At 69.3% G+C, this 20,359-nt stretch carries 21 protein-coding genes and 1 pseudogene; 9 read left to right on the top strand and 13 right to left on the bottom strand.

All coding sequences use genetic code 11. From position 1 onward, the window contains the following. The first annotated feature begins 47 nt into the window (after positions 1 to 47). The gene (locus HPY32_RS25860) at positions 48 to 761 is read left to right on the top strand and encodes a class I SAM-dependent methyltransferase (protein WP_082871006.1); all 714 of its coding nucleotides are present in this window, start codon (positions 48 to 50) and stop codon (positions 759 to 761) included. Here the strand turns inward: HPY32_RS25860 and HPY32_RS25865 are convergent. From HPY32_RS25865 to HPY32_RS25880, 4 genes are all read right to left on the bottom strand, one after another. Then, the gene (locus HPY32_RS25865; protein ID WP_082870394.1) at positions 758 to 1,393 is read right to left on the bottom strand and encodes a transposase; all 636 of its coding nucleotides are present in this window, start codon (positions 1,391 to 1,393) and stop codon (positions 758 to 760) included. The two genes, HPY32_RS25860 and HPY32_RS25865, sit on opposite strands and share 4 nt — an antisense overlap. After that, the gene (locus HPY32_RS25870) at positions 1,303 to 1,842 is read right to left on the bottom strand and encodes a winged helix-turn-helix domain-containing protein (protein WP_067583944.1); all 540 of its coding nucleotides are present in this window, start codon (positions 1,840 to 1,842) and stop codon (positions 1,303 to 1,305) included. Before HPY32_RS25870 ends, HPY32_RS25865 begins: the two co-directional genes overlap by 91 nt. Before the next feature lie 147 nt (positions 1,843 to 1,989). Continuing rightward, positions 1,990 to 2,580, bottom strand: coding sequence for a TetR/AcrR family transcriptional regulator (locus HPY32_RS25875; protein WP_067576600.1), 591 nt, complete (start codon positions 2,578 to 2,580; stop codon positions 1,990 to 1,992). Between the two features lie 136 nt (positions 2,581 to 2,716). After that, positions 2,717 to 3,958, bottom strand: a complete 1,242-nt coding sequence (locus HPY32_RS25880) for a PucR family transcriptional regulator (RefSeq protein ID WP_067576602.1) — start codon at positions 3,956 to 3,958, stop codon at positions 2,717 to 2,719. A gap of 167 nt (positions 3,959 to 4,125) precedes the next feature. Here HPY32_RS25880 and HPY32_RS25885 point away from each other — a divergent pair, with 167 nt between their 5' ends. Genes HPY32_RS25885 through HPY32_RS25895 form a run of 3 tightly spaced genes read left to right on the top strand, consistent with a single transcriptional unit; the run spans position 4,126 to position 8,244 of the window. Then, positions 4,126 to 5,250 (top strand): esterase/lipase family protein, encoded by a 1,125-nt coding sequence (locus tag HPY32_RS25885; RefSeq protein WP_067576604.1) that lies wholly within the window; start codon positions 4,126 to 4,128, stop codon positions 5,248 to 5,250. Next, positions 5,247 to 6,560: a lipase family protein gene (locus HPY32_RS25890; protein ID WP_067576605.1), complete on the top strand. Its 1,314-nt coding sequence runs from the start codon at positions 5,247 to 5,249 to the stop codon at positions 6,558 to 6,560. The genes HPY32_RS25885 and HPY32_RS25890 overlap by 4 nt, the downstream gene beginning before the upstream one ends. Positions 6,561 to 6,567: 7 nt before the next feature. Next, the gene (locus HPY32_RS25895) at positions 6,568 to 8,244 is read left to right on the top strand and encodes a DUF885 domain-containing protein (protein ID WP_067576607.1); all 1,677 of its coding nucleotides are present in this window, start codon (positions 6,568 to 6,570) and stop codon (positions 8,242 to 8,244) included. A gap of 272 nt (positions 8,245 to 8,516) precedes the next feature. Here the strand turns inward: HPY32_RS25895 and HPY32_RS25900 are convergent, their stop codons facing one another. From HPY32_RS25900 to HPY32_RS46850, 4 genes and pseudogenes are all read right to left on the bottom strand, one after another. Then, positions 8,517 to 9,293, bottom strand: a complete 777-nt coding sequence (locus HPY32_RS25900) for a hypothetical protein (RefSeq protein WP_067576610.1) — start codon at positions 9,291 to 9,293, stop codon at positions 8,517 to 8,519. A 113-nt stretch (positions 9,294 to 9,406) separates the two neighbouring features. Next, the gene (locus HPY32_RS25905) at positions 9,407 to 9,637 is read right to left on the bottom strand and encodes a hypothetical protein (RefSeq protein ID WP_067576612.1); all 231 of its coding nucleotides are present in this window, start codon (positions 9,635 to 9,637) and stop codon (positions 9,407 to 9,409) included. Further along, positions 9,622 to 10,159: pseudogene (locus tag HPY32_RS46950) on the bottom strand (GlnX family signal transduction membrane protein). Before HPY32_RS46950 ends, HPY32_RS25905 begins: the two are co-directional and overlap by 16 nt. Before the next feature lie 291 nt (positions 10,160 to 10,450). Beyond that, positions 10,451 to 10,684 carry a serine/threonine protein kinase gene (locus tag HPY32_RS46850; protein ID WP_444939661.1) on the bottom strand — a complete coding sequence of 78 codons (234 nt, stop codon included), beginning with the start codon at positions 10,682 to 10,684 and terminating at the stop codon, positions 10,451 to 10,453. A 355-nt stretch (positions 10,685 to 11,039) separates the two neighbouring features. On the opposite strand from HPY32_RS46850, the gene HPY32_RS25915 reads away from it, so the two are divergent. Further along, the gene (locus HPY32_RS25915) at positions 11,040 to 11,330 is read left to right on the top strand and encodes a hypothetical protein (protein ID WP_171983169.1); all 291 of its coding nucleotides are present in this window, start codon (positions 11,040 to 11,042) and stop codon (positions 11,328 to 11,330) included. Positions 11,331 to 11,863: 533 nt separating this feature from the next. Here HPY32_RS25915 and HPY32_RS25920 read toward each other — a convergent pair. Further along, complete coding sequence (locus tag HPY32_RS25920; protein WP_171983062.1) at positions 11,864 to 12,493, bottom strand: DUF305 domain-containing protein; 630 nt, start codon at positions 12,491 to 12,493, stop codon at positions 11,864 to 11,866. Between the two features lie 108 nt (positions 12,494 to 12,601). Next, the gene (locus HPY32_RS25925) at positions 12,602 to 13,054 is read right to left on the bottom strand and encodes a DUF6153 family protein (protein ID WP_067576618.1); all 453 of its coding nucleotides are present in this window, start codon (positions 13,052 to 13,054) and stop codon (positions 12,602 to 12,604) included. A gap of 108 nt (positions 13,055 to 13,162) precedes the next feature. On the opposite strand from HPY32_RS25925, the gene HPY32_RS25930 reads away from it, so the two are divergent. The 3 genes from HPY32_RS25930 (at position 13,163) to HPY32_RS25940 (ending at position 15,345) form a co-directional block, all read left to right on the top strand. Next, the gene (locus HPY32_RS25930; protein WP_067576620.1) at positions 13,163 to 14,641 is read left to right on the top strand and encodes an MDR family MFS transporter; all 1,479 of its coding nucleotides are present in this window, start codon (positions 13,163 to 13,165) and stop codon (positions 14,639 to 14,641) included. An 89-nt stretch (positions 14,642 to 14,730) separates the two neighbouring features. Beyond that, positions 14,731 to 15,045 (top strand): nuclear transport factor 2 family protein, encoded by a 315-nt coding sequence (locus tag HPY32_RS25935; protein ID WP_067576622.1) that lies wholly within the window; start codon positions 14,731 to 14,733, stop codon positions 15,043 to 15,045. A gap of 63 nt (positions 15,046 to 15,108) precedes the next feature. Then, positions 15,109 to 15,345, top strand: coding sequence for a hypothetical protein (locus HPY32_RS25940; protein WP_067576624.1), 237 nt, complete (start codon positions 15,109 to 15,111; stop codon positions 15,343 to 15,345). Here HPY32_RS25940 and HPY32_RS25945 read toward each other — a convergent pair. Both HPY32_RS25945 and HPY32_RS25950 read right to left on the bottom strand, forming a co-directional pair. Continuing rightward, positions 15,342 to 16,763: an APC family permease gene (locus HPY32_RS25945; protein ID WP_228787708.1), complete on the bottom strand. Its 1,422-nt coding sequence runs from the start codon at positions 16,761 to 16,763 to the stop codon at positions 15,342 to 15,344. The two genes, HPY32_RS25940 and HPY32_RS25945, sit on opposite strands and share 4 nt — an antisense overlap. 75 nt (positions 16,764 to 16,838) lie before the next feature. Then, positions 16,839 to 18,023, bottom strand: coding sequence for an epoxide hydrolase family protein (locus HPY32_RS25950; protein WP_067576626.1), 1,185 nt, complete (start codon positions 18,021 to 18,023; stop codon positions 16,839 to 16,841). A 102-nt stretch (positions 18,024 to 18,125) separates the two neighbouring features. On the opposite strand from HPY32_RS25950, the gene HPY32_RS25955 reads away from it, so the two are divergent. Continuing rightward, positions 18,126 to 18,692 carry a CGNR zinc finger domain-containing protein gene (locus tag HPY32_RS25955; RefSeq protein WP_067576628.1) on the top strand — a complete coding sequence of 189 codons (567 nt, stop codon included), beginning with the start codon at positions 18,126 to 18,128 and terminating at the stop codon, positions 18,690 to 18,692. On the opposite strand, the gene HPY32_RS25960 is transcribed toward HPY32_RS25955, so the two are convergent. Next, positions 18,689 to 20,359: an alpha-keto acid decarboxylase family protein gene (locus HPY32_RS25960; RefSeq protein WP_067576630.1), complete on the bottom strand. Its 1,671-nt coding sequence runs from the start codon at positions 20,357 to 20,359 to the stop codon at positions 18,689 to 18,691. The genes HPY32_RS25955 and HPY32_RS25960 overlap by 4 nt on opposite strands.

Consider the following 20,359-nt stretch of genomic DNA (forward strand, 5'->3'; position numbering starts at 1 on the left):
GAGCGGACAGGCAGGACTCCCGACCGGCGAAAGCGGGGATGGATCTCATGACCGACAACCCAGTAACTCCCATCGACCCCACCGACATCGACTTCGATCGCGCCTATCGCGACGGCACCCTGATGGAGGGTGTGGTCCTCGATCGCATGCCGTGGGACATCGGTGAACCGCAGCATCTGGTGGTGGAATTGGAAGCGGCGGGCCAGTTTTCGGGCGAGGTGCTCGATATCGGCTGCGGCCTGGGCAACAATTCCGTCTACCTGGCCACCCGCGGCTACCGGGTGACCGGCGCGGACGCCGCGCCCACCGCGATCGAGCAGGCCCGCGCCCGCGCGGCCGAGCGGAACATCCCGGTGACCTTCGAGGTGGCCGATGCCACCACACTGACCGGCTACGACGGCCGCTTCGACACGGTGCTCGGCAGCTCGCTGCTGCACTGCCTGGACCCGGCCGGCCGCCGCGCCCACGTCGCCGCGCTGGCTCGTATCCTGCGCCCGGGCGCGCGCGTCATCGAATTCTGTTTCCCGGGTGACGGCCTCACGCAAGGGTATTCGCCCTTCCCGATCGAGGAGAGCGAGCTGCGCACCCTGTTCTCCGACCCGGACTGGACACTCACCACCTTCCGCCGCGACCGCATCGACGCCGTCGCCCTCCCCGGCACCTTCCTGGACACCGTCCGCGAAGCAGGCGGCGACATCCAACTCGACGGCTCGGGCGGAATGACCCTTCCCACCTGGGTTCTGGTGGCCACCCGCAACTAACGAGGTTCCGGGTGTGATGTCGTGAGGGTGAGGCCGGTCCCGGCGAGGCAGCTATCGATGATGGTGGGCCGGTGTTGGATTCGTCGCAGGCCGTGTCGCAGGCTGTGCATCAGGTGGGCGGGATCGTCGAAGGCGGTGTTGGCCTGGTTGCTGCGTCGTAGTAGCGACCAGATGCTTTCGACCGGGTTGAGGTCGGGCGCATACGGTGGCAGCCGATAGCAGGTGACCCAGTCGCGGGTGTCGATGAATGCCTGCAGGCGGGCATCGCGGTGCACGTTGAGGTTGTCCCACACCAGCACGATCGGGCCGCCGAGTTGCACGTGGGCGCGAATGAGCAGGTCCCGGTAATCGGTCCAGGCGAAACTGCGGCGTGCGGCGTTCTTCGCGTCCGGGTGTCGCTTCGGCCGGTAGATCAACCGGGAGCGTTCCCCGTCCTTGTAGCAGGTCAGGGCGGCGATGGAGAATCGGCGCTGGGATCGCCCCCGGACGGTGACCACGGGTGTGTGCCCGCGCGGAGACCAGGTGCGGCGCGTCGGCGGCGTCATCGAGAACCCGGCCTCGTCCTCGAACACGAGCCAGGCCCCGAGCGCCGCCGCGGTGGATTTACCTGCGGCCACGTGGTTTTCACCCATCCGGTGACCGCGTCGGGGTCACGCTCGACCGCGCGGCGGGCCGGTATCTGGTGACTCCAGCCGTGCCGGCGCAGCATCTCCGAGATGCTCGCCGGCGACAGATGCTTGTGGAACCGGCGCCCGATCAGCGTCTGGATCCGGGCCAGGGTCCAGGTCTGATCCGGCCAGCCGTGCGCGGCCGCACCGCGCGCCAGCTCGGTCTCGAGCACCGCGAACAAGGCATCGGAGAGCCTCGGCCGCCCCGGCGACCCCTTCGACCGCAACGACCGCTGCCCGCCGAGTAGCCATGCCCGCCGCCACCGCTGCACCGATCGCAGGCTGACCCGCAGCTGCCCAGCGATCACCGAATTACGTTGTCCCGCGGCGAACATCTCCGCCGCCCGCAGGCGAATACCCTCCCGGAACATCCGCCGCTCGGTGGTCAACCCACCGCCCTGGGGATACCTCACCACACCGGCATACCGCAGCAACCGCGATCAAGCGTCACCCCACCGCGACATCACACCCGGAACCGGGTTAACCCCCTTGGTCCCGGCGTGCAATCCCCCTTGGTCCCGGCGTGCTTTTGGCCGGGACCTAAAGCCGCACACCATGCCTCACCCCCCGGCGAGCGAATCCAGCGCAGCCGCAACGGTCCTCGCGATGAACTCCCGTCGCCGCCGCGCCCGCGCGGCGGTCCCGGATTTGCCCCCGGCGAGCAGCCGATCGACGTTGGGTAGGGTGTGCCAGCCGTGGCAGAGCGTGAGAATCGTCGAAAGCACCTCCTGCGCTTCGGTTTCGGTGAGCATCGGTACCGCGTCGCGCATGGCCGCCACCTTGGCCCGCGTATTCGCCCGGCGCTCCGGTTCCGCGACCGGGGCGCCCAGCTCCAGGCCCTCCCAGAACATCAGCCGCGCCAATGCCGGTGTGGCACACAGGTAGTCGAACAGGCCGACGGCGTATCCGACGACGGCCTGCGGGCCGGTGCCCGTGATCGGCACCGCGTCCATCACCCTGGTGACCTCGCGCGCCAGCACGATGCCGAACAGCTCGTCCTTCTTGCCGAAGTACTGGTAGATACGCTCCTTGTTGACCCCCGCCGCGCTCGCGATCCGATCCACCCGGGCCCCGGCCAGCCCGTGCTCGCTGAATTCCGTGGTCGCGGCGTCCAGGAGCAGCTGCTTGGTGCGTTCGGTGTCCCAGGCCATGGACCGAGGGTAGCAAAATCCAACCACCTAGTTGCGGATTCCCGCGACCGTTCGCCGCGAGCTGGCATCCCATCCTGCGCGCCCTGCTGCTCACGGCCGTGGTGGTGCCCTGCGCGGTCTATGTCGTGGTTCTCGCCTACTGCGGGTGCACCATTCGATCGCCCTCCGCCGTCGGGTACAGCCGGTGCACCGTCAAAGCCGCGGCGAGCAACCGTGATCCGTTCGGTTCGCCCGGGTCGGTCCCGGTGAGGTCGGCGATGCGGCGGAGGCGGTAGCTGAAAGTATTGGGGTGGACGTGCATTTCGGCGGCGGCGGACTTGCGGTCGGCGCCGTGTCGCAGGTGCGCGTCCAGGGTCTCGACCAGGTGCGGGCTGCGCAGCAGCGGGGCAATGCGTTCGGCGAGCCGGTCGCGCGCTGGTCCGGGGCGGGTGAGCTGATATTCCAGCACCAGGTCGTCGATGCGGTAGCCGCCGGTCGGTCGCCCCAGCAGCCGGGCCAGCTCCGCCAGCTCGGCCGCCTGACGAGCCGCGCCGGGCACGGATTCCCGTGCGGTCCCGGCGATTTCGGCCACGAGGACATCCACGCCGAACCGCTGGGCCAGCTCGGCAGCCAGCTCGGTGACATCGACGCCGCCCGGTTCGCCGCCGGGCAGCAGCACGGTGCCGTGGGCGCCGTCGAAGGTGTGCAGCGTGGCGGTGAGCGACAGCCGATCCAGGGTCTGCTGTAACAGCCGAATGCGCCGCCGGGTCAGCAGATTCGCCACCTCGGCCGCCGGCTCGGCGGACCGCAGCCGAAGGGCGAGCACCGAATAGTGGTCGGCCAGAACGATATCCGCGCGCGCGGCCAGTTCCTCGGCGGGCAGCCCGCGCAGCAGCGCCGCGCACAATGCCCGGCGCGCTTCGCGTTCGGCATTGAACACCGACTGCTCGACCTCGGCGTACGACTCGACCACCACCGCATTGATGTGCATGAGCAGCCGCAGCAGCTGATCGCCGAATTCCACCAGTTCCCCCGGGGCGGCGGGATCGCTCACCTCCACCGCCTCGCGCAGCACCTGCCGCGCCGACTCGTGCACGGCCTCGACCAGCAGTCGCAGCGGCAGGCGGTCCTCGGCGTGCCGCTCCACCACCGGCACCACGAACGTCCGCACCTCCTCCCGGGTGAACTCGCGGCCCTGCTCGACGGCCCGCAGAAACGCGTGCGCGCACCCGTAGATGGCGGGCAGCACCTCCAGAAAATGCCCCTCGGGCAGGCTCCCCGCGGGCAACACCGACCCCAGCCCGGAGGCGAGAATGCGCTCGGCGAGTTGCGGCAACCGATCGAGCACCCGCGTCACGATGCTGCCTTCTCCGGGCGAGGAATGAACTGCGACCGACATGAGCCGATTGTCGCGAGCCACAGCACCGAGGGCAAGTCGTCGGCTTCGCTGGAATATCTTTTGTCTCCCAATACAAATCGTCGAGAGGAATCTGTGCACGAGGGTGCAGTGACTCTCTCGCGGCGGGGCACGAAAATTTGTGCAGTGCTCGAGCGGAAGGATTTGCAATGTTGCAGACAATTCGGCGCACCGCCGTCGTAGCGGCGACCCTGCTATGTGCCACCCTTGCCACCACGACTCACGCGGCCGCCGATTCGCCCAGCGCCGCACAGGAACTCGCGAACGAGCTGACCGCGCAACTCCCGCTCACCCCGGACGGCCACCGGATCGAACCGATCATGGATACCGGCAGCGGCGGCGGGCCGGTGGTCGGCCATGCCTCCGACGCGCTCGTCGAGGGCCCCGAAATGTCCTCGTATCTGGCCGCATTCGCATATGGCGTAAGCCACCCGGATGCCGCGCCGCCGGGCGCGAACCAGGGGCGGTGCGCCCCGAGCGCCGCGCATCCGGATCCGGTGGTGCTGGTGCACGGCACCTGGCTCAATGCCTACGACGATTTCGCCTTTCTCTCCCCGCGGCTGGCGCGCGCCGGATTCTGCGTCTTCACCTTCAATTACGGCCGGTCCGCGCCCCTGGACGGCGGCGGGATCGGTGCGGTGCTGCCCGGTCGCTACGGCGTCGGCCGGATCGAGGATTCCGCGGTGCAGCTCGGCGATTTCATCGATCGGGTGCGCGCGACAACCCACGCCGATCGGGTGGATATCGTGGCGCACTCCCAGGGTGGCCCGGTCGCGGAGCAATATCTGAAATTCGGCGGCGGCGCGGACAAGGTGCGCCGGCTGGTGAGTTTCGGCGCCACCTATCACGGCACATCGCTGCTCGGAATGGCCACGCTCGGGCGGATGATCACCAACCTGGGCATCGATATCCTGGGCTTCTACCGCCCGATCATCGGTCCCGCGAATTTCGAACAGGCGGAGGGCTCGGAATTCGTCCAGCGGCTGAACGCGGACGGCGACACCGTGCCCGGGGTCGACTACACGGTGGTCGACACCCGATTCGACGAGGTGATGAACCCGCTGGACCGCGCCTTCCTGCGGGCCGGGCCGGGCGCCACCGTGCACGACATCGTGTTGCAGGACGGCTGCGCGCAGGACATGTCCGACCACCTCACGATGATGTACTCGCCGCGGGCCGCCTCCATCGCGCTGCACGCCCTGGACCCGGCGGCGAATCCCGAGCTGAGCTGCACCCTCAACCCGTGGTTCGTGGGCGGCGGGGGCGGGCTGTGAGCCACCGCCCGCCGCACCCGGACGGCGATCCGTTCCACGTCCCGCCGGACGGCTTCGCGGCCCTGCCCGCCGGGACCGTGCTGCGCAGCCGCATCGTCGATATCGCCCTGTTCGGCCTTGTCCCCCTCCGGGTTTCGGCGTGGCAGCTGCTCTACCGCAGCTGCGACCTGCACGGTGCGCCGGAGGCCGCGGTCACCACGGTGCTGCTGCCGCACGGCGCGGACCGGGACCGGCCGCGCCCGCTGGTGTCGTTCCAGTGCGCGATCGATGCCGTTGCGCCGCATTGCTTCCCGTCCTACGCGCTGCGGCGGGGCGCGCGGGCGCTCGGCGCGATCCCGCAGCTGGAGCTGCCGTTGATCGTGGCCGCGCTGGCCCGCGGCTGGGCGGTGTCGGTGCCCGATCACGGCGGGCGCACCGGCAGATTCGGCGCGCCTCGCGAGCCGGGCTACCGGGCCCTGGACGGCATTCGCGCCGCGCTGCGGTTCGCGCCGCTGGGCCTGGGTTCGCGCACTCCCGTTGCGCTGTGGGGATATTCGGGTGGCGGGCTGGCCACCGCCTGGGCGGCGGAACTGGCCGCCGCCTACGCCCCGGAGCTCGAGATCGTCGGCGCGGTCGCCGGATCACCGGTGGGCGATCCGGGGGCCGCCTTCGCCCGCATGAACGGCACGCTGTTCGCGGGTTTCGCGATGGTGTTCACCGCCGGGTTGCGCCGCACCTACCCGCAGCTGGATCGGGTGCTGCGCGAACGAGTCCGGCCGCCCTACCTGGAGCTGCTGGCGAAAGCCGAAGGGGCCGCGACCTTTCCGCTGCTGGCTCGGTTCGCGCTGCGCGATGTCGCCGACCACTGCCGCGGCGGTGCGGCGGCGCTGCTGGCGGCACCGGAGCTGCGGGAGATCCTGGCCGAGATCCGGCCCGGCGCAACGGCTCCGGCCATGCCGCTGCTCGTATTGCAGGGCGTGCCGGACGAGGTGATCGCGGTCGCCGACGTGGACGCACTGGTGCGGCGCTACCTCGATGCCGGGGCCCGGGTGCGCTATCTGCGCGACCGCCTCGGCACCCATCTGCCGCTCCAGTTCGCCGGTGTCCCGGCCATGCTGGACTGGATCGCCGACCGTTTCGCGGGCCTGCCCGCGCGGACCGGGACCGACACGGTGTGGTCGGTGGCGGTCTCCCGGCGCGCGCTGGCCGGGCATCGTCGGCTCGCGGGGCTTGCCCTGCGGGTGCTGGCCCGTCGCCCGATCCGCGGGCCGGTCGAGGCATCGCAGTGGCGGCCGCGTTTCGACGGAGCCCGGCGCGGCCGCCCGGCATGATGTCGGTATGAATGCGCACGACGAGCTTATCGATCTGGCCGAACAGTACTGGGACAGCGTGCTGGAGTCCGCGCCCAGCGAGGCGACGCTGCTGGGCGACCGGCGCTTCGACGACCGCATCGAGGACTATTCCGCGGAGGCCGACCAGCGGCTGCTGACCACCTGGCGGGACCTGCTGGCGCGGGTGGCGGCGCTCGATCCCGCCGGGCTCTCCGACACCGACCGCACCACCCGCAGCCTGCTGCACGCCGAGCTGGACTCGGCCATCGATCACCGCGCCTGGCGGCCGACGGAGCTGGCGTCGGACCAGATGGAAGGCGTGCATTCGCTGCTGTTGACCGCCGCGCCGCAGCTCAACGCGCCGCGGCCGGAGAACGCCGAGGCGCTGGTGCGCCGCTTCCGGCAGATCGGCGTCGCGCTGGCGCAGGCGACGGATCGGTTCCGGGCGGGCCTGGCCGCGGGCCGCGCGCCCGCCCGGATAGCCATCGAGCGCTCGCTCAACCAGCTCGACGGATACCTGGCCTCCGGCCTCGACTCCGACCCCTTCGTGGTCTTCCCCGGACCGGCCGACTGGGACGGCGAAAAGGCCTGGCGCGCAACGCTGACCGAGTTGGCCCGGGAGGTGATTCGCCCGGCCTTCCGCGCCTATCGGCAGGTGCTGGCCGAGGAGCTGCTGCCCGCCGCCCGCCCCGACGAGAAGGCCGGGCTGTGCTGGCTCGGGGCCGACGGCGAGGACATCTATCGCCGCCTGCTGCGCCGTCACACCACCCTCGCCGACCTCGGCGCGGACGAGATCCACGAGATCGGGCTCGCCGAAATCGAGAGGCTGCGTGGGGAATACGCCGAACTCTGCGGTCGCCTGTTCGGCCTGACCGACATGTCGGCGATCCTTGAGCGGCTGCGCACCGACACCGACCTCAACTACACCGAGGGCGAGCAGGTCATGGCCGACGCCCGAAAGGCGTTGGCGGCGGCCGAGATCGAGATGCCGAACTGGTTCGGGCGGCTGCCGCGCCAGAGCTGCGACATCGTGCCGGTGCCGGAATTTCTGGCCGCGGACGCGCCCGGCGCCTACTACTTCCCGCCCGCCGCCGACGGCTCCCGGCCCGGCACCTACTTCGTGAACCTGCACGACCCGAAGTCCCGCCCGCGCTATCAGACCGGGGCGATCGCCTATCACGAGGCCATCCCGGGCCACCACCTGCAACTCACCATCGCCGGTGAGCTGGAGAACCTGCCGCGCTTCCAGCGGCAGTCCTTCGCCAATACCGCCTTCGTCGAGGGCTGGGCGCTCTACACCGAGCGGCTGGCCGACGAAATGGGTTTGTACGCCGACGATCTGGCCCGCCTGGGCATGCTGGCCGCCGACTCGTTCCGCTCCTGCCGCCTCGTGGTCGACACCGGCCTGCACGCCAAAGGCTGGTCCCGCCAACAGGCCCTGGACTACATGATCTCCACCGTCCCCATCGGCCTGACCGAAATCCGCACCGAGATCGACCGCTACATAGCCATGCCCGGCCAGGCCGTAGGCTACAAAATCGGCCAACTCGAAATCCTGAACCAACGCGCCCGAACCACCACCCGCCTCGGCCCCACCTTCGACATCAAGACCTTCCACGACAAAATCCTCGGCTCCGGCTCCATCAGCCTCCCGGTCCTCCGAGAACTGGCCGCCTCCCTGTAGCCCCGGCCAAAAGCATGCCGGGGCCGGAGAATCCGGCGGCCCACCGGGTCGAGTTGCCCTCGACGTGGCGGACGAGCTCGCCTGCCCTGTAGGCGAGCCTATTGGCCCTCGCGTGGCGGGCTAGTTGTTGGCTCGGTGTGGCGGGTTGGTTGTTGGCTCGGTGTGGCGGGTTGGTTGTCGGCCCCGGTGTGGCGGGTTGGTTGTCGGCCCCGGCGCGACGGGTTAGTTGTTGGCCCCGGCGTGCTTTTGGCCGGGGCCTGGTGGTGACCCGACTAACCCTCGCCGGATATCGGGCGTACCGCGGCTCGGGCGGCGGAGGTCAGGGCTTCAGGGGCGAGGCCGTCCGGGCTGGTTCGGAGTTTTTGGAAAAGGGTTGTGGGCGCGAGGGGTTCGGTGGGGGAGTCCGCGATGGCGAGGGACAGGTGGACCGAGGGCTCGTCGCCGATGGTGAGTGCGGTCAGGGTGAAACCCTTCGGTGTGTACAGGACCTGGCCCGAGTGCACGGTGGTCTCCAACATCACGGGAGTGGCGCCGGGTCGTTCATCGGACGGGTTGCCGTGGATCTGCCACATTGTCTCCCCGGCGATCTGGATGGTCAGCCTGTCCGCGTCCACGGGCTCGGTGCGGCGGGCCCCGGGGCCGGGCGGGGTGACGATGTAGGTCGCCTCCACCCGATGGTCCAGCCGTTCGGCGATGCCGTCGGTCAGGCGGCGTACCCCGGTGTTCCACTGGCCCACGCAGCGCAGGACCAGGGTGGCGCCCTCCTCGCGGATGAGCCGCCGGACCTGGTGGGCGTCAACGTAATTGGTGAGTCGCCGCCCCAGCACCGTGCGCGGGCGGCAGAACCGGTCCGGCGGCACCGTCCCGTCCGCGCCCACCAATTCGACGTAGGGCACCGCGAGCAGGCCATCGTCGAGCAGCGCCTCGACCGTAGCGGGCGGCAGCACGTCGACCGGCGGGAACAACGGATTGAGTACCCCGGGGCGTCGCCGCCACCAGGTCGACAGGAACTGCTCGGTATCGTCGACCAGGCGAAACAGGCAGTCCATCGCTACATCTCCTCGATCTCCACGCCCCACCCACACACCTGCTGAAACATTCACATCCGCAACTCCGGCCCGATACGCCCCTGACGGAGCCTTGACGGCCCCGCCCCCAGTCTTTACGGCGCTCCTGTCCCGGCAGTGACCCGGCACACGTTCATCGGTACTCGACCATCCGCGACCGCACCCCGAGCAGACACAGCACGGCGATGAGCCCGAAAGCGGTGCAGGGCAGCCAGTTCGACCACGGAATCGGTGACGAAGCCGCCGACCACCACCGCGACGGCGACCACGGTGGCCGCCAGCAGCGTGGGATCGAGCCGCCGCCGCATGGTCACCCGCAGCAGCACCTGCAATCCGACGAGCGACCCAGCAGCACCATCGCGCACACCCCGAGCCACGCCTGGTCCACCGAGGCGCTGTGCCGCGTGCTGGCGTAAAAACCCTCGAGCACACGGGTATTGGCGTCGCTCAGCTGGCCCGCACTGCCCAGCATGGTGCCCATCAGCGCGGTCGCCTGCCGGTACTGGTCGAGGACGTCCGGTGCGAGGCGTCCGGCCGGGCCCTTCTCGGAGTCGTTGAGCAGCACGACATTCGCGACCCGCGCCTCGTAATCACCGAGCTGATCGAGCAGCGTCCGGATGGTGCGTTGCGCGGCATCGTCGGTGCCCGCCACCGAGACCCCCTGTTGCAGATCGGCATCGGCCTGCGCGCCGCTGCCGATAACTCCGCAGCGCCGCGTCGTGCACCGTGGCCAGGGCCGAATCCCCGCCCACCAGCAGCACATTCGCCACCTCCGCATCCATATCGGCCAGCGCGAAGGACAGATCGTCGGTGGCGGCGACCCGCGGCGCGGTCCGATGCCCGACCACCTCCGCCCCGCCTCGCAGCGCCCCCCGCCGCCGTCGCCACGACAAACGCCGTAGCCAGCGCGCCGACCACAACCACAGGCCAGCGCCTGCGCGGGCGGTAGCGGGATGAGCGCTCCGTCGCCCCCACGCGCGGAGCGTAGCTCCTTCAGCGACGCGCCGCCGACGTACGCCATCACGATGTAGCCGACCAGCTCTCTCGAGCGCGGATCCGGATGCTGCACGAAGTTGTAGATCTTGACGATATTCGGGTGGTCGACGGTCGCCAGGAACTGCCGCTCGGCCATGGCGTCGCTATCGCCGCTGTCGAGCAGGCCCTCGAGGATCACCCGGCGGTCGCTCACATTCCGGTCGCGGGCCAGATAGATCCAGACCGGCCCGCCGTGCGCGAGGCAGCCCAGCACCTCGTACTGCCCGGCGACCAGATCGCCCGCGCCCGACCGGCTTGCCGCACCGGTCGCAGAGCCGGTCCTGTTCGGGCACAACCGGATTCGTCATAATGGCGGTCGAGGGGGCGCGATAGGGCATCGGCGGGATCGTGACCAGTCCCGCGCCCAGGCGGCCGCGGCTCGAGCGGGTGCTGCGGTTGGACGGCGTGCGGCTCGATCCGCGGCGGGTGGTGCGTTCCGACCGGCTGCCCGCCCCGTGCTCCCGGACCGGCCCGCGGGCGCCGTCCGCGTGGAACCGATCCCCACCCGGTATCGGTCATGCTGCCAGAACCGCGCGGCGATCTGGTGTGTCTGTGCCCCACGCGGTCGCCGAATGCGGTTCAATGATCTAGGAACCACGTGTTATAGCTGCATGCTCTCGCCGCCCTCGGCGTCATCCGGGCGGATGCATCACCCCGCATCACTCAGTATCCGAGAGGACAACGAACGTGAGCATGGTTCTCGCCGCGGCACACGATATGTACACGACGGTGCTGGCCCAGGTCGGCAACCCCACCCCCGAGACCCCACCGGCGGCCGACAAGCTGCTCAAGATGGTCCGGTACTTCACCTGGTTCGTCCTGCTCTCCGGCATCAGCGCCATCACCTACGGTGGCGGCAAATTCGCCTGGGAGAAATGGTCGGGCGGCAGCCTGGATTCGCCCAAGATGGTGGCCGGCGCCATGCTCGGCGGCGGCGTCGCCACCAGCGCGGGCACCATTATGAACGCGGTCATCGGGAGCTGACCCTCGCAGGCGCGCCAGGGCGCACCTGCGAGGGACATTTGTATCGCTAGCGCCCGCCGTTCTGCCGCGCCCGCCGCCGTTCTGCTGCGCCTGCCGTCGTTCTGCTGCGCCCGCCGTTACCCCGGCGTGCCCGCCCATTCCGCAGCGGCGGTCGTTATTCCGGCGCGGCCGCCGCCATTCCACAGTGGCCGCCGCCATTCCGGCGTGCTGTCGCCGTTCCGCCGCGCTCGCCGCCATTCTGCCGCGCCCGCCGTTACTCCGGCGCGCCCGCCCATTCCGCAGCGGCCGCCGCCATTCCACAGTTGCCGCCGTCATTCCGGCGTGCTGTCGCCGTTCTGCCGCGCCCGCCGCCGTTCTGCCGCGCCCGCCGCCGTTCTGCCGCGTCGGCCGCCGTTTCGCAGCGCCCGCCGCCATTCCGCAGCGCCCACCGTTACTCCGGCGCGCCCGCCTATTCCGCAGCGGCGGTCGTTATTCCGGCGCGGCCGCCGCCATCCGCAGCGGCCGCCGTCATTCCGGCGTGCTTTCGGCCGGAATCAGCCCTGGTTGAGCATGCCCTGCATTTGTTGGATTTCGGCCTGTTGGGCGGTGATTATGGCTTGGGCCAGGGAGCGGGTGTCGGGGTTGGTGCCGGAGGCCAGTTCGGTGTTGGACATGTCTATGGCGCCGCGGTGGTGGGCGATCATCATTTGCATCCACATGCGGTCGAAGTCGGGGCCGGAGCTGGCGGCGAGCTTGGTCATGTCGTCGTGGGACATGATGCCGGGCATGTCGTGGCCCATGGTGGGGGCGGGGGCGGGTTTGCCGAAACTGTGGAGGAGGTCGGCGAACTTCTGCATTTCGGGGGCTTGGGCCTGCTCCACGCGGGCGGCCAGGTCGATCAGCTGCTGGTTCTGCGAGCGGGTCGGTACCAGTTTGGCCATTTCCACCGCTTGGGCGTGATGCGGATACATCATCTGCAGGAACGTCACGTCGGCGTCGGTGAAGTCGGTGCGGGTGGGTGCGTTGGTGGAGGCGGTGGCGCCGTGGCTCATTCCCGGCATGTCCGCCATCGAACTGGTCGTGGTTGGCTTGCTACCGGAATCGTCGTTGCTACAACCTGCGACGAGCAGGGCGACGGCGATTCCGGTGCCTGCCAGCGTGATTCGAGCGCGCGAACGGAACATGGGTGTACTCCTGTGGATTTGGGGGGAGCGCCGGTCGTTGGCGTCCCCGGTCGGTAGGGCTCGAAAACCCGCGTCCGCGTGCGTGATTCATGCCGACGCGGCGGCCCGTCAGATCCGCAGAATCGATAGCTGTGCCAGCGAGGGCACCGTCCACGGCGGCGGTCGCGCCCGCCGCGCCGACATCGTTCCCGCCCCCGGCGGCCCGAGACGGCTCGTGCCCACCCCGACCCACGCCAGCACCATCAGGCCCAGCGCCGCCGCCAGCGCGAGAATGAACTCACAGGCATGCATGCCGTGCACGACACCGCAGCCGCCGGAATCGCACGGCCCCGCATGCTTACTCGCGGCCGCCGATCCCCGATCCGCGACGGGGACGGTCGGCACGGTCTCGGCGACCATGCCCGTCATGCGCTCCGCCCGCGCGGTCGACTCGCCCGACGGCCCCATGACGTGGCTGGCCGCGAATACCACTATGTGCATCACCGCGACGCCCATGAGCAGCGCCAACACGGCGAGCGGCCGGACGTGTCCGGACGCTCGCAGCCGGGGCCGATCGCTCACGCCGCACAGTGTAGCCGCAGCACGATACCCCTGGGCGGTATGGGTCGGGAATTTCACTTGCGCCGGGGTGTTCACTTTAGTTGTTGAGCCGAGCTAAGGAGGGAAGTCGTGAGCACCGCAACGACAAGGAGACCCTCGATCGGCCTACGATCCGAGCGCGGACCCATTCTGATCGCGCTCATGCTGGCCACCTCGCTCATCGCGCTCGACTCCACCATCATCGCGACCGCCGTCCTCACCATTACCGACAGTCTCGGCGGCTTCGCGCAATTTCCGTGGCTGTTCTCGATCTACCTACTCGCCCAGGCGGTTACGGTCCCGATCTACGGCAAGCTGGCCGACACCTTCGGCCGCAAACCGGTGATGCAGTTCGGCATCGCCGTCTTCGCGCTCGGCTCGCTGCTGTGCGGCGTGGCGACGAATATGTTCGCGCTCATCATCTTTCGCGCCGTGCAGGGCATCGGCGCGGGCGCCGTCATGCCGATGTCGATGACCATCGCCGGTGACATCTACACCGTCGAGGAGCGCGCCAAGGTGCAGGGCTACCTGGCCAGCGTGTGGGCCATCTCCTCGGTGCTCGGCCCGCTGCTGGGCGGCCTGTTCTCCGAATACCTGACCTGGCGCTGGATCTTCTTCGTCAACATTCCGCTGTCGGTGCTGGCGGCCTGGATGCTGGCGCGCACGTTCCGCGAGACCGCCCCGCGGCGGCGGCACACCATCGACTACCTCGGCGCCGCGCTGCTCGGATTGGGCGCGGGGGCAGTCATTCTCGCGCTGCTGGAGGGCGGGCACTCCTGGGCGTGGGGCTCGGCGCCCAGCGTCGGACTGTTCGCCGGGGGAGCGCTGGCGATCGTGGTGTTCGCCTTCGTGGAGCGGCGGGCGACGAATCCCATTCTGCCGCTGTGGATCTTCTCCCGGCGGGTGATCGTGGCGAGCAGCCTGATCTCGCTGCTGGTCGGCGCGGTCATGTTCGGCCTGACCACCTATGTGCCGACCTTCACCCAGGGCGTGCTCGGCACCGGGGCGCTGGTGGCGGGCCTCACCGTCGGGGCGCTCACCATCGGCTGGCCGATCGCGGCCTCGCAGTCGGGAAAGGTGTACCTGCGCATCGGATTCCGCTTCACCGGCATGATCGGGTCCAGCATCGCGACCCTCGGTGGGGCCGGGATGCTGCTGCTCACCGACCGCTCCTCGCTGTGGCAGGTCGCCCTCGGCTGTTTCGTCATCGGCGGCGGCCTCGGCCTGATCGCCAGCCCCACCCTGATCGCGGCGCAGGCCAGCGTGGACTGGGCCGAGCGCGGCGTGGTCACCTCGGCCAATATGTTCGCCCGCTCGATCGGCAGCGCGGTGGGCGTCGCGATCTTCGGCGCGCTGGTGAACGCGCACGTCGGCCAGGCGGCGCATCCCGCGCCCGCGGTCCTGGCGCACGCCATCCACGGCGTGTTCATCGGCGTGGCCGTGGTCGCGCTGGTGATGGTCGGCATGGCCGCCGCCATGCCCCGCCACCGGGCCGCGACCTCGGTCCCGGTGGCCGAGTCGGACGACGCTCGAAGCGCCCCCGCCCCCGACACCGTCATGTTCGAATAGGGCGTCGCCGGATCGGCACCTGCGCACCAGTCATTTGCGGTAGCTTTGCTGGAGGAACCTGTCCGCTCACCTCCCGGAGGGATTCGCCGATGACTGTGAATCAGCTCGATCCCGTGGTGGCCAAGTTCGTCGCCGCCCTGAACGCCGGCGACAGCGACGAATTCTTCGGCCTGCTCACCCCGGACGCGACCATGTCCGACGACGGCACCGACCGCGATCTGCGGAACTGGGTGCAGAGCGAGGCATTCGGCAGCAACGGCCGCATGGATGTCGAATCGGTCGCCGACGGCGGCACCGCCCTCGTCGCCAACTACACCAACGATCGCTGGGGCGCGATGCGCACGGCATGGCGTTTCACGGTCAGCGGCGACAAGATCAGCCGCTTCGAGACCGGCCAGGCGTAGGGCCGCTCACCCCGGCACCCCGTCGGCGGGCCGATCTCGCCGTCGAAATGTACACTCGCGCTGGTGAACGCGACGAGTAGAGGTTCGGCGGGGCAGCAGCGCGGCGCGCAGCGCGGGGATTGGGGCGGCGGACGCCGACGCGCGCTCGGCTGGCCGGACCCGTTCGTCTACGCGCCCGTCGCGGCCATTCTGCTGACCGCCGTGATCACCGCGACCATCGCCCAGTCCCTCCCGGTGGGTTTGGCGCTGGTCGCCGTCGCCGTGGTGCTGGCGCTGTTCGACGCCTGGCTCAATCGCTAACTGAGCTGTAGCTCGGGGGTCTCGTCGGGCCGATCCTCCTCGGTGAACGCCACTTCCGGCGGGGCCTTGCGGAATCCGCGGGTGAGGTAGGTCAGGTAGCAGATGCCGAGCGCCAGCCAGATCACGCCCAGCACGATCGCGATGGTGTCGAGGTTCGTCAGCAGCCAGACGCAGACCCCCGCGCCGATCAGCGGTGCGATCAGGTTGGCGAGGATGCCGCGCGCGCCGCGCAGCGTGCCCCGCCGGATCGACAGGGCGATCACGCACAGATTGACGAAGGTGAACGCGGTGAACGCGCCGAAGTTGATGAACCCGGTCGATTCGCTGACGTTCAGCCCCACCGCGACGATGCCCACCACGCCGATCGCGGCGATATTGAACACCGGGGTGTGGAACGCGCGGTGCACATAGCCGAACACCTTGTGGGGCAGCACCGAATCGCGTCCCATCGCATACAGCAACCGAGAGGCGCTGGCCTGGGCCGCGATTCCCGAGGCGAACTGCGTGATCACCAGTCCGGCAAGGAATATCGCACCGAACAGCTGCCCGCCGATGGCGTGGGCGATGTCGGAGGCCGCGGTGTCCGAGTTCTTCACGTGCACCCGCAACGCCGCCAATTGCGTTGCGTAGGCGGCGATCACGAAGATCACGCCGCCGAGCACCGTGACCAGGACGATGGCCCGCGGAATGGTGCGCCGGGCGTCCTTGGTCTCCTCGGTGAGCGTGGTGATCGCGTCGAACCCGAGGAACGAATACGCCGCCACGGCCGCACCCGCCGCCACCTTGGACACCGTCGTGCCCGAATGCCCGAAGGGCACCCCGGAGAACATCGCCCCGAACCCGGCCGTCGAGCTCACGTGCCGGAACGACAGCACCACGAAGAAGATCAGCACCAGCACCTGCATCGCCATCAACAGCAGATTCACATTGGCCGCCAGCTTGATACCGACCACATTGAGCGCGGTGGTCGCGACGATGAACAGCACGATCCACACCCACGCCGGTGTCGCCGGGAACTGATCGTGCAGGTATGCCGCCCCGATCAGCCAGATCACCATGGGCAGGAAGAAGTAGTCCAGCAGCACCGCCCAGCCGACCAGGAAACCGACCCGCGCATCGATCGTGCGCCGGGTATAGGTATAGGCCGACCCCGCCACCGGATACGCCGCCGCCATTCGTCCATAACTGATCGCGGTGAACAGCATCGCGACCAGCGCCAGCAGATACGCGGTCGGCACCACACCCCCGGTATCGTCGTCGAGCACCCCGAACGTGCCGAGCACGATCATCGGCGCCATATAGGCCAATCCGAACAAGACAACAGGCCCCAGAGTGAGAGTCCTGCTCAGATGCGGGGTCGGGGCATCCATCATTTCCTCCGCCGCGAGAAATCCGTACGCATGAACCAGCGCACCCATCCAGCATGATCCAGATCACACTACCTGCGCCAGCACCCGCGTCAGAGCCGTTCGCGCAGGACCCGTTTCAAGGTCTTACCCGCGGCGGTCGGCGGCGAGTACGGCTGCGAGTCCGTCTTGGAGGTCTTTGACGAAGTATTCGGGGACCTCCAGGGAGGGGAAATGTCCTCCGGTTTCGGGTGTTCGCCATCGGATGATGTGTCGGTAGCGTTGTTGTGCCCAGGGGCGGGGGCATTTTTCGGTGTCGCGGGGGTACATGGTGAGGGCTGTGGGGATGTCGACGCGGAGTTCGGGGTCCAGGGCGTTGTGGCTTTCGTAGTAGAGGCGGGCTGCTGATGCGCCGGTTCGGGTGAGCCAGTACAGGGTGATGTTGTCGAGAATGCGGTCTATGGGGATTGTTTCGAATGGGCTGTCGTGGGTGTCCGTCCATTCGGCGAATTTGTCGAGGATCCAGGCGAGGAGGCCGATGGGTGAGTCGACGAGGGAGTAGCCGATGGTCTGGGGTCGGGTGGCTTGCTGTTTGGCGTAGGCGGCGCGGAGGCGGGTGGGGGATCCGTGCCAGAAGTCGTGGGTTTCTTCGACCCATCGGCGTTCGACCGCCGTGAGTCCGTCGGTGGTCAGGCCGGGTGGTGCCGCGGCGAATGTGGTGTGGATGCCGAGAACGTGTTGCGGGAACCTGCCGCCGAGGACGGTGGTGATATTGCCTCCCCAGTCGCCGCCGTGGGCCGCGAACCTCGGGTAGCCGAGCCGGTCCATCAGTTCCACCCATGCGGCGGCGATCTTTTCGGTTCCCCATCCGGTGGTGGCGGGTTTGTCGCTGTAGCCGAAGCCGGGTAGTGACGGGACCACGACGTGGAATGCCGGTGCGTCTGCGTTTGTGGGGTCTGCCAGTTCGTCTATCGCGTCGAGGAATCGGACGATGCTGTCGGGCCAGCCGTGGGTCAAGATCAGCGGGGTGGCGTCGGCGCGGGGGGATCGGCGGTGCAGGAAGTGGATTCCCAGATCATCGATGGTGGTGCGGAACTGGCCGATGCGGTTGAGGCGCGTTTCGAAGGACCGCCAGTTGTATTGGGTGCGCCAGTAATTCACGACATCGATGAGGTCGGCGAGGGGGACGCCCTGTTCCCATCGGTGCGGGCCGGGTGTGGCGTGGTGGACGGTCTCGGCCTCCGGGAGCCGCGCCGCGGCCAATCGTGCGTGGAGATCGTCGAGGTCGGCGTCGGTGGCGTGGGCGTGGAAGGGGTGCACGTCGCGGGGCATGAGACCTCCTGGCCGTCGGGGACCGGCCACCACGTCTCGTGAACCGGCTAAGACGGTTCTAACATGCCGTGAGATCGGTGTGCAACCGGCTAAGGTGGTTCCATGCGTGCCGAGTTCCCCGACTTCCGCCTCGGTGCCGTGTTGGCGACCAGCTTCACGGCGACCCTGACCGAGCGCCGGGGCAATGCCGTGGAGCGCATTCCCACGCCGCAGCGGCTGGTCGATTGGCTGGCGGTGAACGGCCTGGCCGTGGATTCCTGCACCCCCGCCCAGCTCGACCTCGCCCGGGAATTGCGGGAGTCGATCCACGCCGCCGCGACCGCGGCCGCGATCGGGGACCCGCTGCCCGCCGCCGCCGTCGGAGTCATCAACGGCCGCAGCGTTCGGGGCCGGGCCGCGGCGATCCTGACGCCCGAGGGCACCCGGCACTGGCGGCTCGGCTCGGCGTCCGGCGTGGACGACGCCCTCGGCGTGATCGCCGCCGACGCGATCGCCATCCTGTCCGGCGAACGAGACGGAAAACTGGCCCTGTGCGCCTCACCGACCTGCCGGGCCGCGTTCTTCGACACCAGCCAAAGCCGCACCCGCAAATGGTGCGACATGAACACCTGCGGAAACCGCCAGAAGAAGGCGCGTTTCAACGCCAAGAAACCAGCGGAACGACGTTAGCTGTCCGAACCATTGCGTGCCCCAACGCCTTCGGCGAATCCGGTGAGCAGGGCCGGGGTGTCATCGATATCGGTGACGACCTCGAGGAACACCAGGCGGTCGGTGGCGAGGGCGGCCTCGGCCAGGGCGTGGTCCAGTTCGGCGGCGGTGCGGGCGTGCAACACCAGCGCGTTCGAGGCGCCCAGCGCACCGGGAATGGCCGACCAGTTCCAGGGTGCGATGTCGTTGTACACCGCGCGCTTGCCGTGGATGGCCCGTTCGACCGTGTAGCCGTCGTTGTTCACCAGGATGATGACGGGGGTGAGGCCGTGGCGGGCGATGGTGCCCAGTTCCTGGATGGTCAGTTGGGCCGAGCCGTCGCCGATGAGTAGGACGCCGCGCCGGGTGGGGTCCGCGATCTGCGCGCCCAGCAGGGCGGGGAGGGTGTAGCCGATCGAACCCCACAGGGGCTGGCCGATGAATCGGGCGCCGGTCGGCAGGTGCCGGGTGGCGATGCCGAAGAAGGAGGTGCCCTGCTCGGCGACCACGGTGTTCCACGGCCGCACCGCCGCGGCGACCGCGTCCCACAGGTAGTTCTGCGTCAGCGGCTCGTCGCCGCCGCGATCCACCGGCGCCGGTGCGGCCGGAATCCGTTGCGGCGCAGGCACAGTGCCGAGGCGCCGGGTGAGCCCGGCCAATGCGGCGGCCATCGGCACGCCGTCGAATCGCTTGCCGTCCACCGCCGCCGAGTACGGGCCGAGGTCGATGCCCGCCTCCGGATCGAAGCCCTGGCTGAATCCGCCGCTGGTGGTGTCGGCCAGCAGCACGCCCACTCGGATCAGCACCCCGGCTTCGTCGATCGCGACCCGGGTGCGCGGATCGCTGAACTGCCCGGAGTACACGCCGACGAACCGCGGGTCCTGCTCGTCCACCACCGTTTTGCCGGTGGACAGCGTCGCGACCGGAAAGCCGCTCGCCGCAAGGAATTCGGCCAACTCGGTGCGGGCGTGGAAGCGGTCGGCCAGGAAGTCGGCCAGCACCGCCGTCGAATCCGCCTCGGCCACGGCCTGTTCCGCGGCATCGAGGAAGGCGGCGAGGCTGTCCGGGTTCACGTCCGCGGCGCCGGGCAGCGGCAGTGGCGCGGTGGGCGCCGGAATCCGTTCTGCGGCAACGTCGGCGGGCAGCCGCAGATACACCGGGCGGCTCTCGCGCAGCGCGGTGGCCAGTACCCGGTCGATCTCGGCGCCGGCCGTGCCGGGCCGCAGCACCGCCTGCGCGCAGGTGATCTGCTCGTGCGCCCGCGCGAAGCGTTCGTAATCGCCGTCGCCGGTGGTGTGATGCAGGATCGCGCCGGACCGCTCCATCTCCTGGGCCGGGCCGACCGCCAGGTGCACCATCGGCACCCGCTCGGCGAAGCCGCCCGCGACCCCGTTGATCGCACTGAGCTCACCGACACCGAACGTGGTGACCAGCGCGCCGAATCCGGTCATTCGCGCGTAGCCGTCGACGGCGTAGGCCGCGCCCAATTCATTGGCGGTGCCCACCCATTCGATGCCCGGATGCGCGATGACGGTATCCAGCAGCTTCAGGTTGTAGTCGCCCGGAACGCCGAAAATGTGCCGCACGCCGAGCGATTCGAGTCGCCGCAGCAGGTAGTCGGTCACGGTGATCGTGTCGTGGCTCGCCAT

The sequence above is a fragment of the Nocardia terpenica genome, from assembly GCF_013186535.1.
Taxonomy (GTDB): Bacteria; Actinomycetota; Actinomycetes; order Mycobacteriales; family Mycobacteriaceae; genus Nocardia; species Nocardia terpenica.

Excerpts from the sequence above, each read along its gene's own strand:
- HPY32_RS25860 (WP_082871006.1), top strand. The coding sequence starts at position 48 with ATGACCGACAACCCAGTAACTCCCATCGACCCCACCGACATCGACTTC.
- HPY32_RS25865 (WP_082870394.1), bottom strand. The coding sequence starts at position 1,393 with ATGGGTGAAAACCACGTGGCCGCAGGTAAATCCACCGCGGCGGCGCTC.
- HPY32_RS25875 (WP_067576600.1), bottom strand. The coding sequence starts at position 2,580 with ATGGCCTGGGACACCGAACGCACCAAGCAGCTGCTCCTGGACGCCGCG.
- HPY32_RS25880 (WP_067576602.1), bottom strand. The coding sequence starts at position 3,958 with ATGTCGGTCGCAGTTCATTCCTCGCCCGGAGAAGGCAGCATCGTGACG.
- HPY32_RS25885 (WP_067576604.1), top strand. The coding sequence starts at position 4,126 with ATGTTGCAGACAATTCGGCGCACCGCCGTCGTAGCGGCGACCCTGCTA.
- HPY32_RS25895 (WP_067576607.1), top strand. The coding sequence starts at position 6,568 with ATGAATGCGCACGACGAGCTTATCGATCTGGCCGAACAGTACTGGGAC.
- HPY32_RS25900 (WP_067576610.1), bottom strand. The coding sequence starts at position 9,293 with ATGGACTGCCTGTTTCGCCTGGTCGACGATACCGAGCAGTTCCTGTCG.
- HPY32_RS46850 (WP_444939661.1), bottom strand. The coding sequence starts at position 10,684 with ATGCCCTATCGCGCCCCCTCGACCGCCATTATGACGAATCCGGTTGTG.
- HPY32_RS25915 (WP_171983169.1), top strand. The coding sequence starts at position 11,040 with ATGGTTCTCGCCGCGGCACACGATATGTACACGACGGTGCTGGCCCAG.
- HPY32_RS25920 (WP_171983062.1), bottom strand. The coding sequence starts at position 12,493 with ATGTTCCGTTCGCGCGCTCGAATCACGCTGGCAGGCACCGGAATCGCC.
- HPY32_RS25935 (WP_067576622.1), top strand. The coding sequence starts at position 14,731 with ATGACTGTGAATCAGCTCGATCCCGTGGTGGCCAAGTTCGTCGCCGCC.
- HPY32_RS25945 (WP_228787708.1), bottom strand. The coding sequence starts at position 16,763 with ATGGGTGCGCTGGTTCATGCGTACGGATTTCTCGCGGCGGAGGAAATG.
- HPY32_RS25950 (WP_067576626.1), bottom strand. The coding sequence starts at position 18,023 with ATGCCCCGCGACGTGCACCCCTTCCACGCCCACGCCACCGACGCCGAC.
- HPY32_RS25955 (WP_067576628.1), top strand. The coding sequence starts at position 18,126 with ATGCGTGCCGAGTTCCCCGACTTCCGCCTCGGTGCCGTGTTGGCGACC.
- HPY32_RS25960 (WP_067576630.1), bottom strand. The coding sequence starts at position 20,359 with ATGGCGAGCCACGACACGATCACCGTGACCGACTACCTGCTGCGGCGA.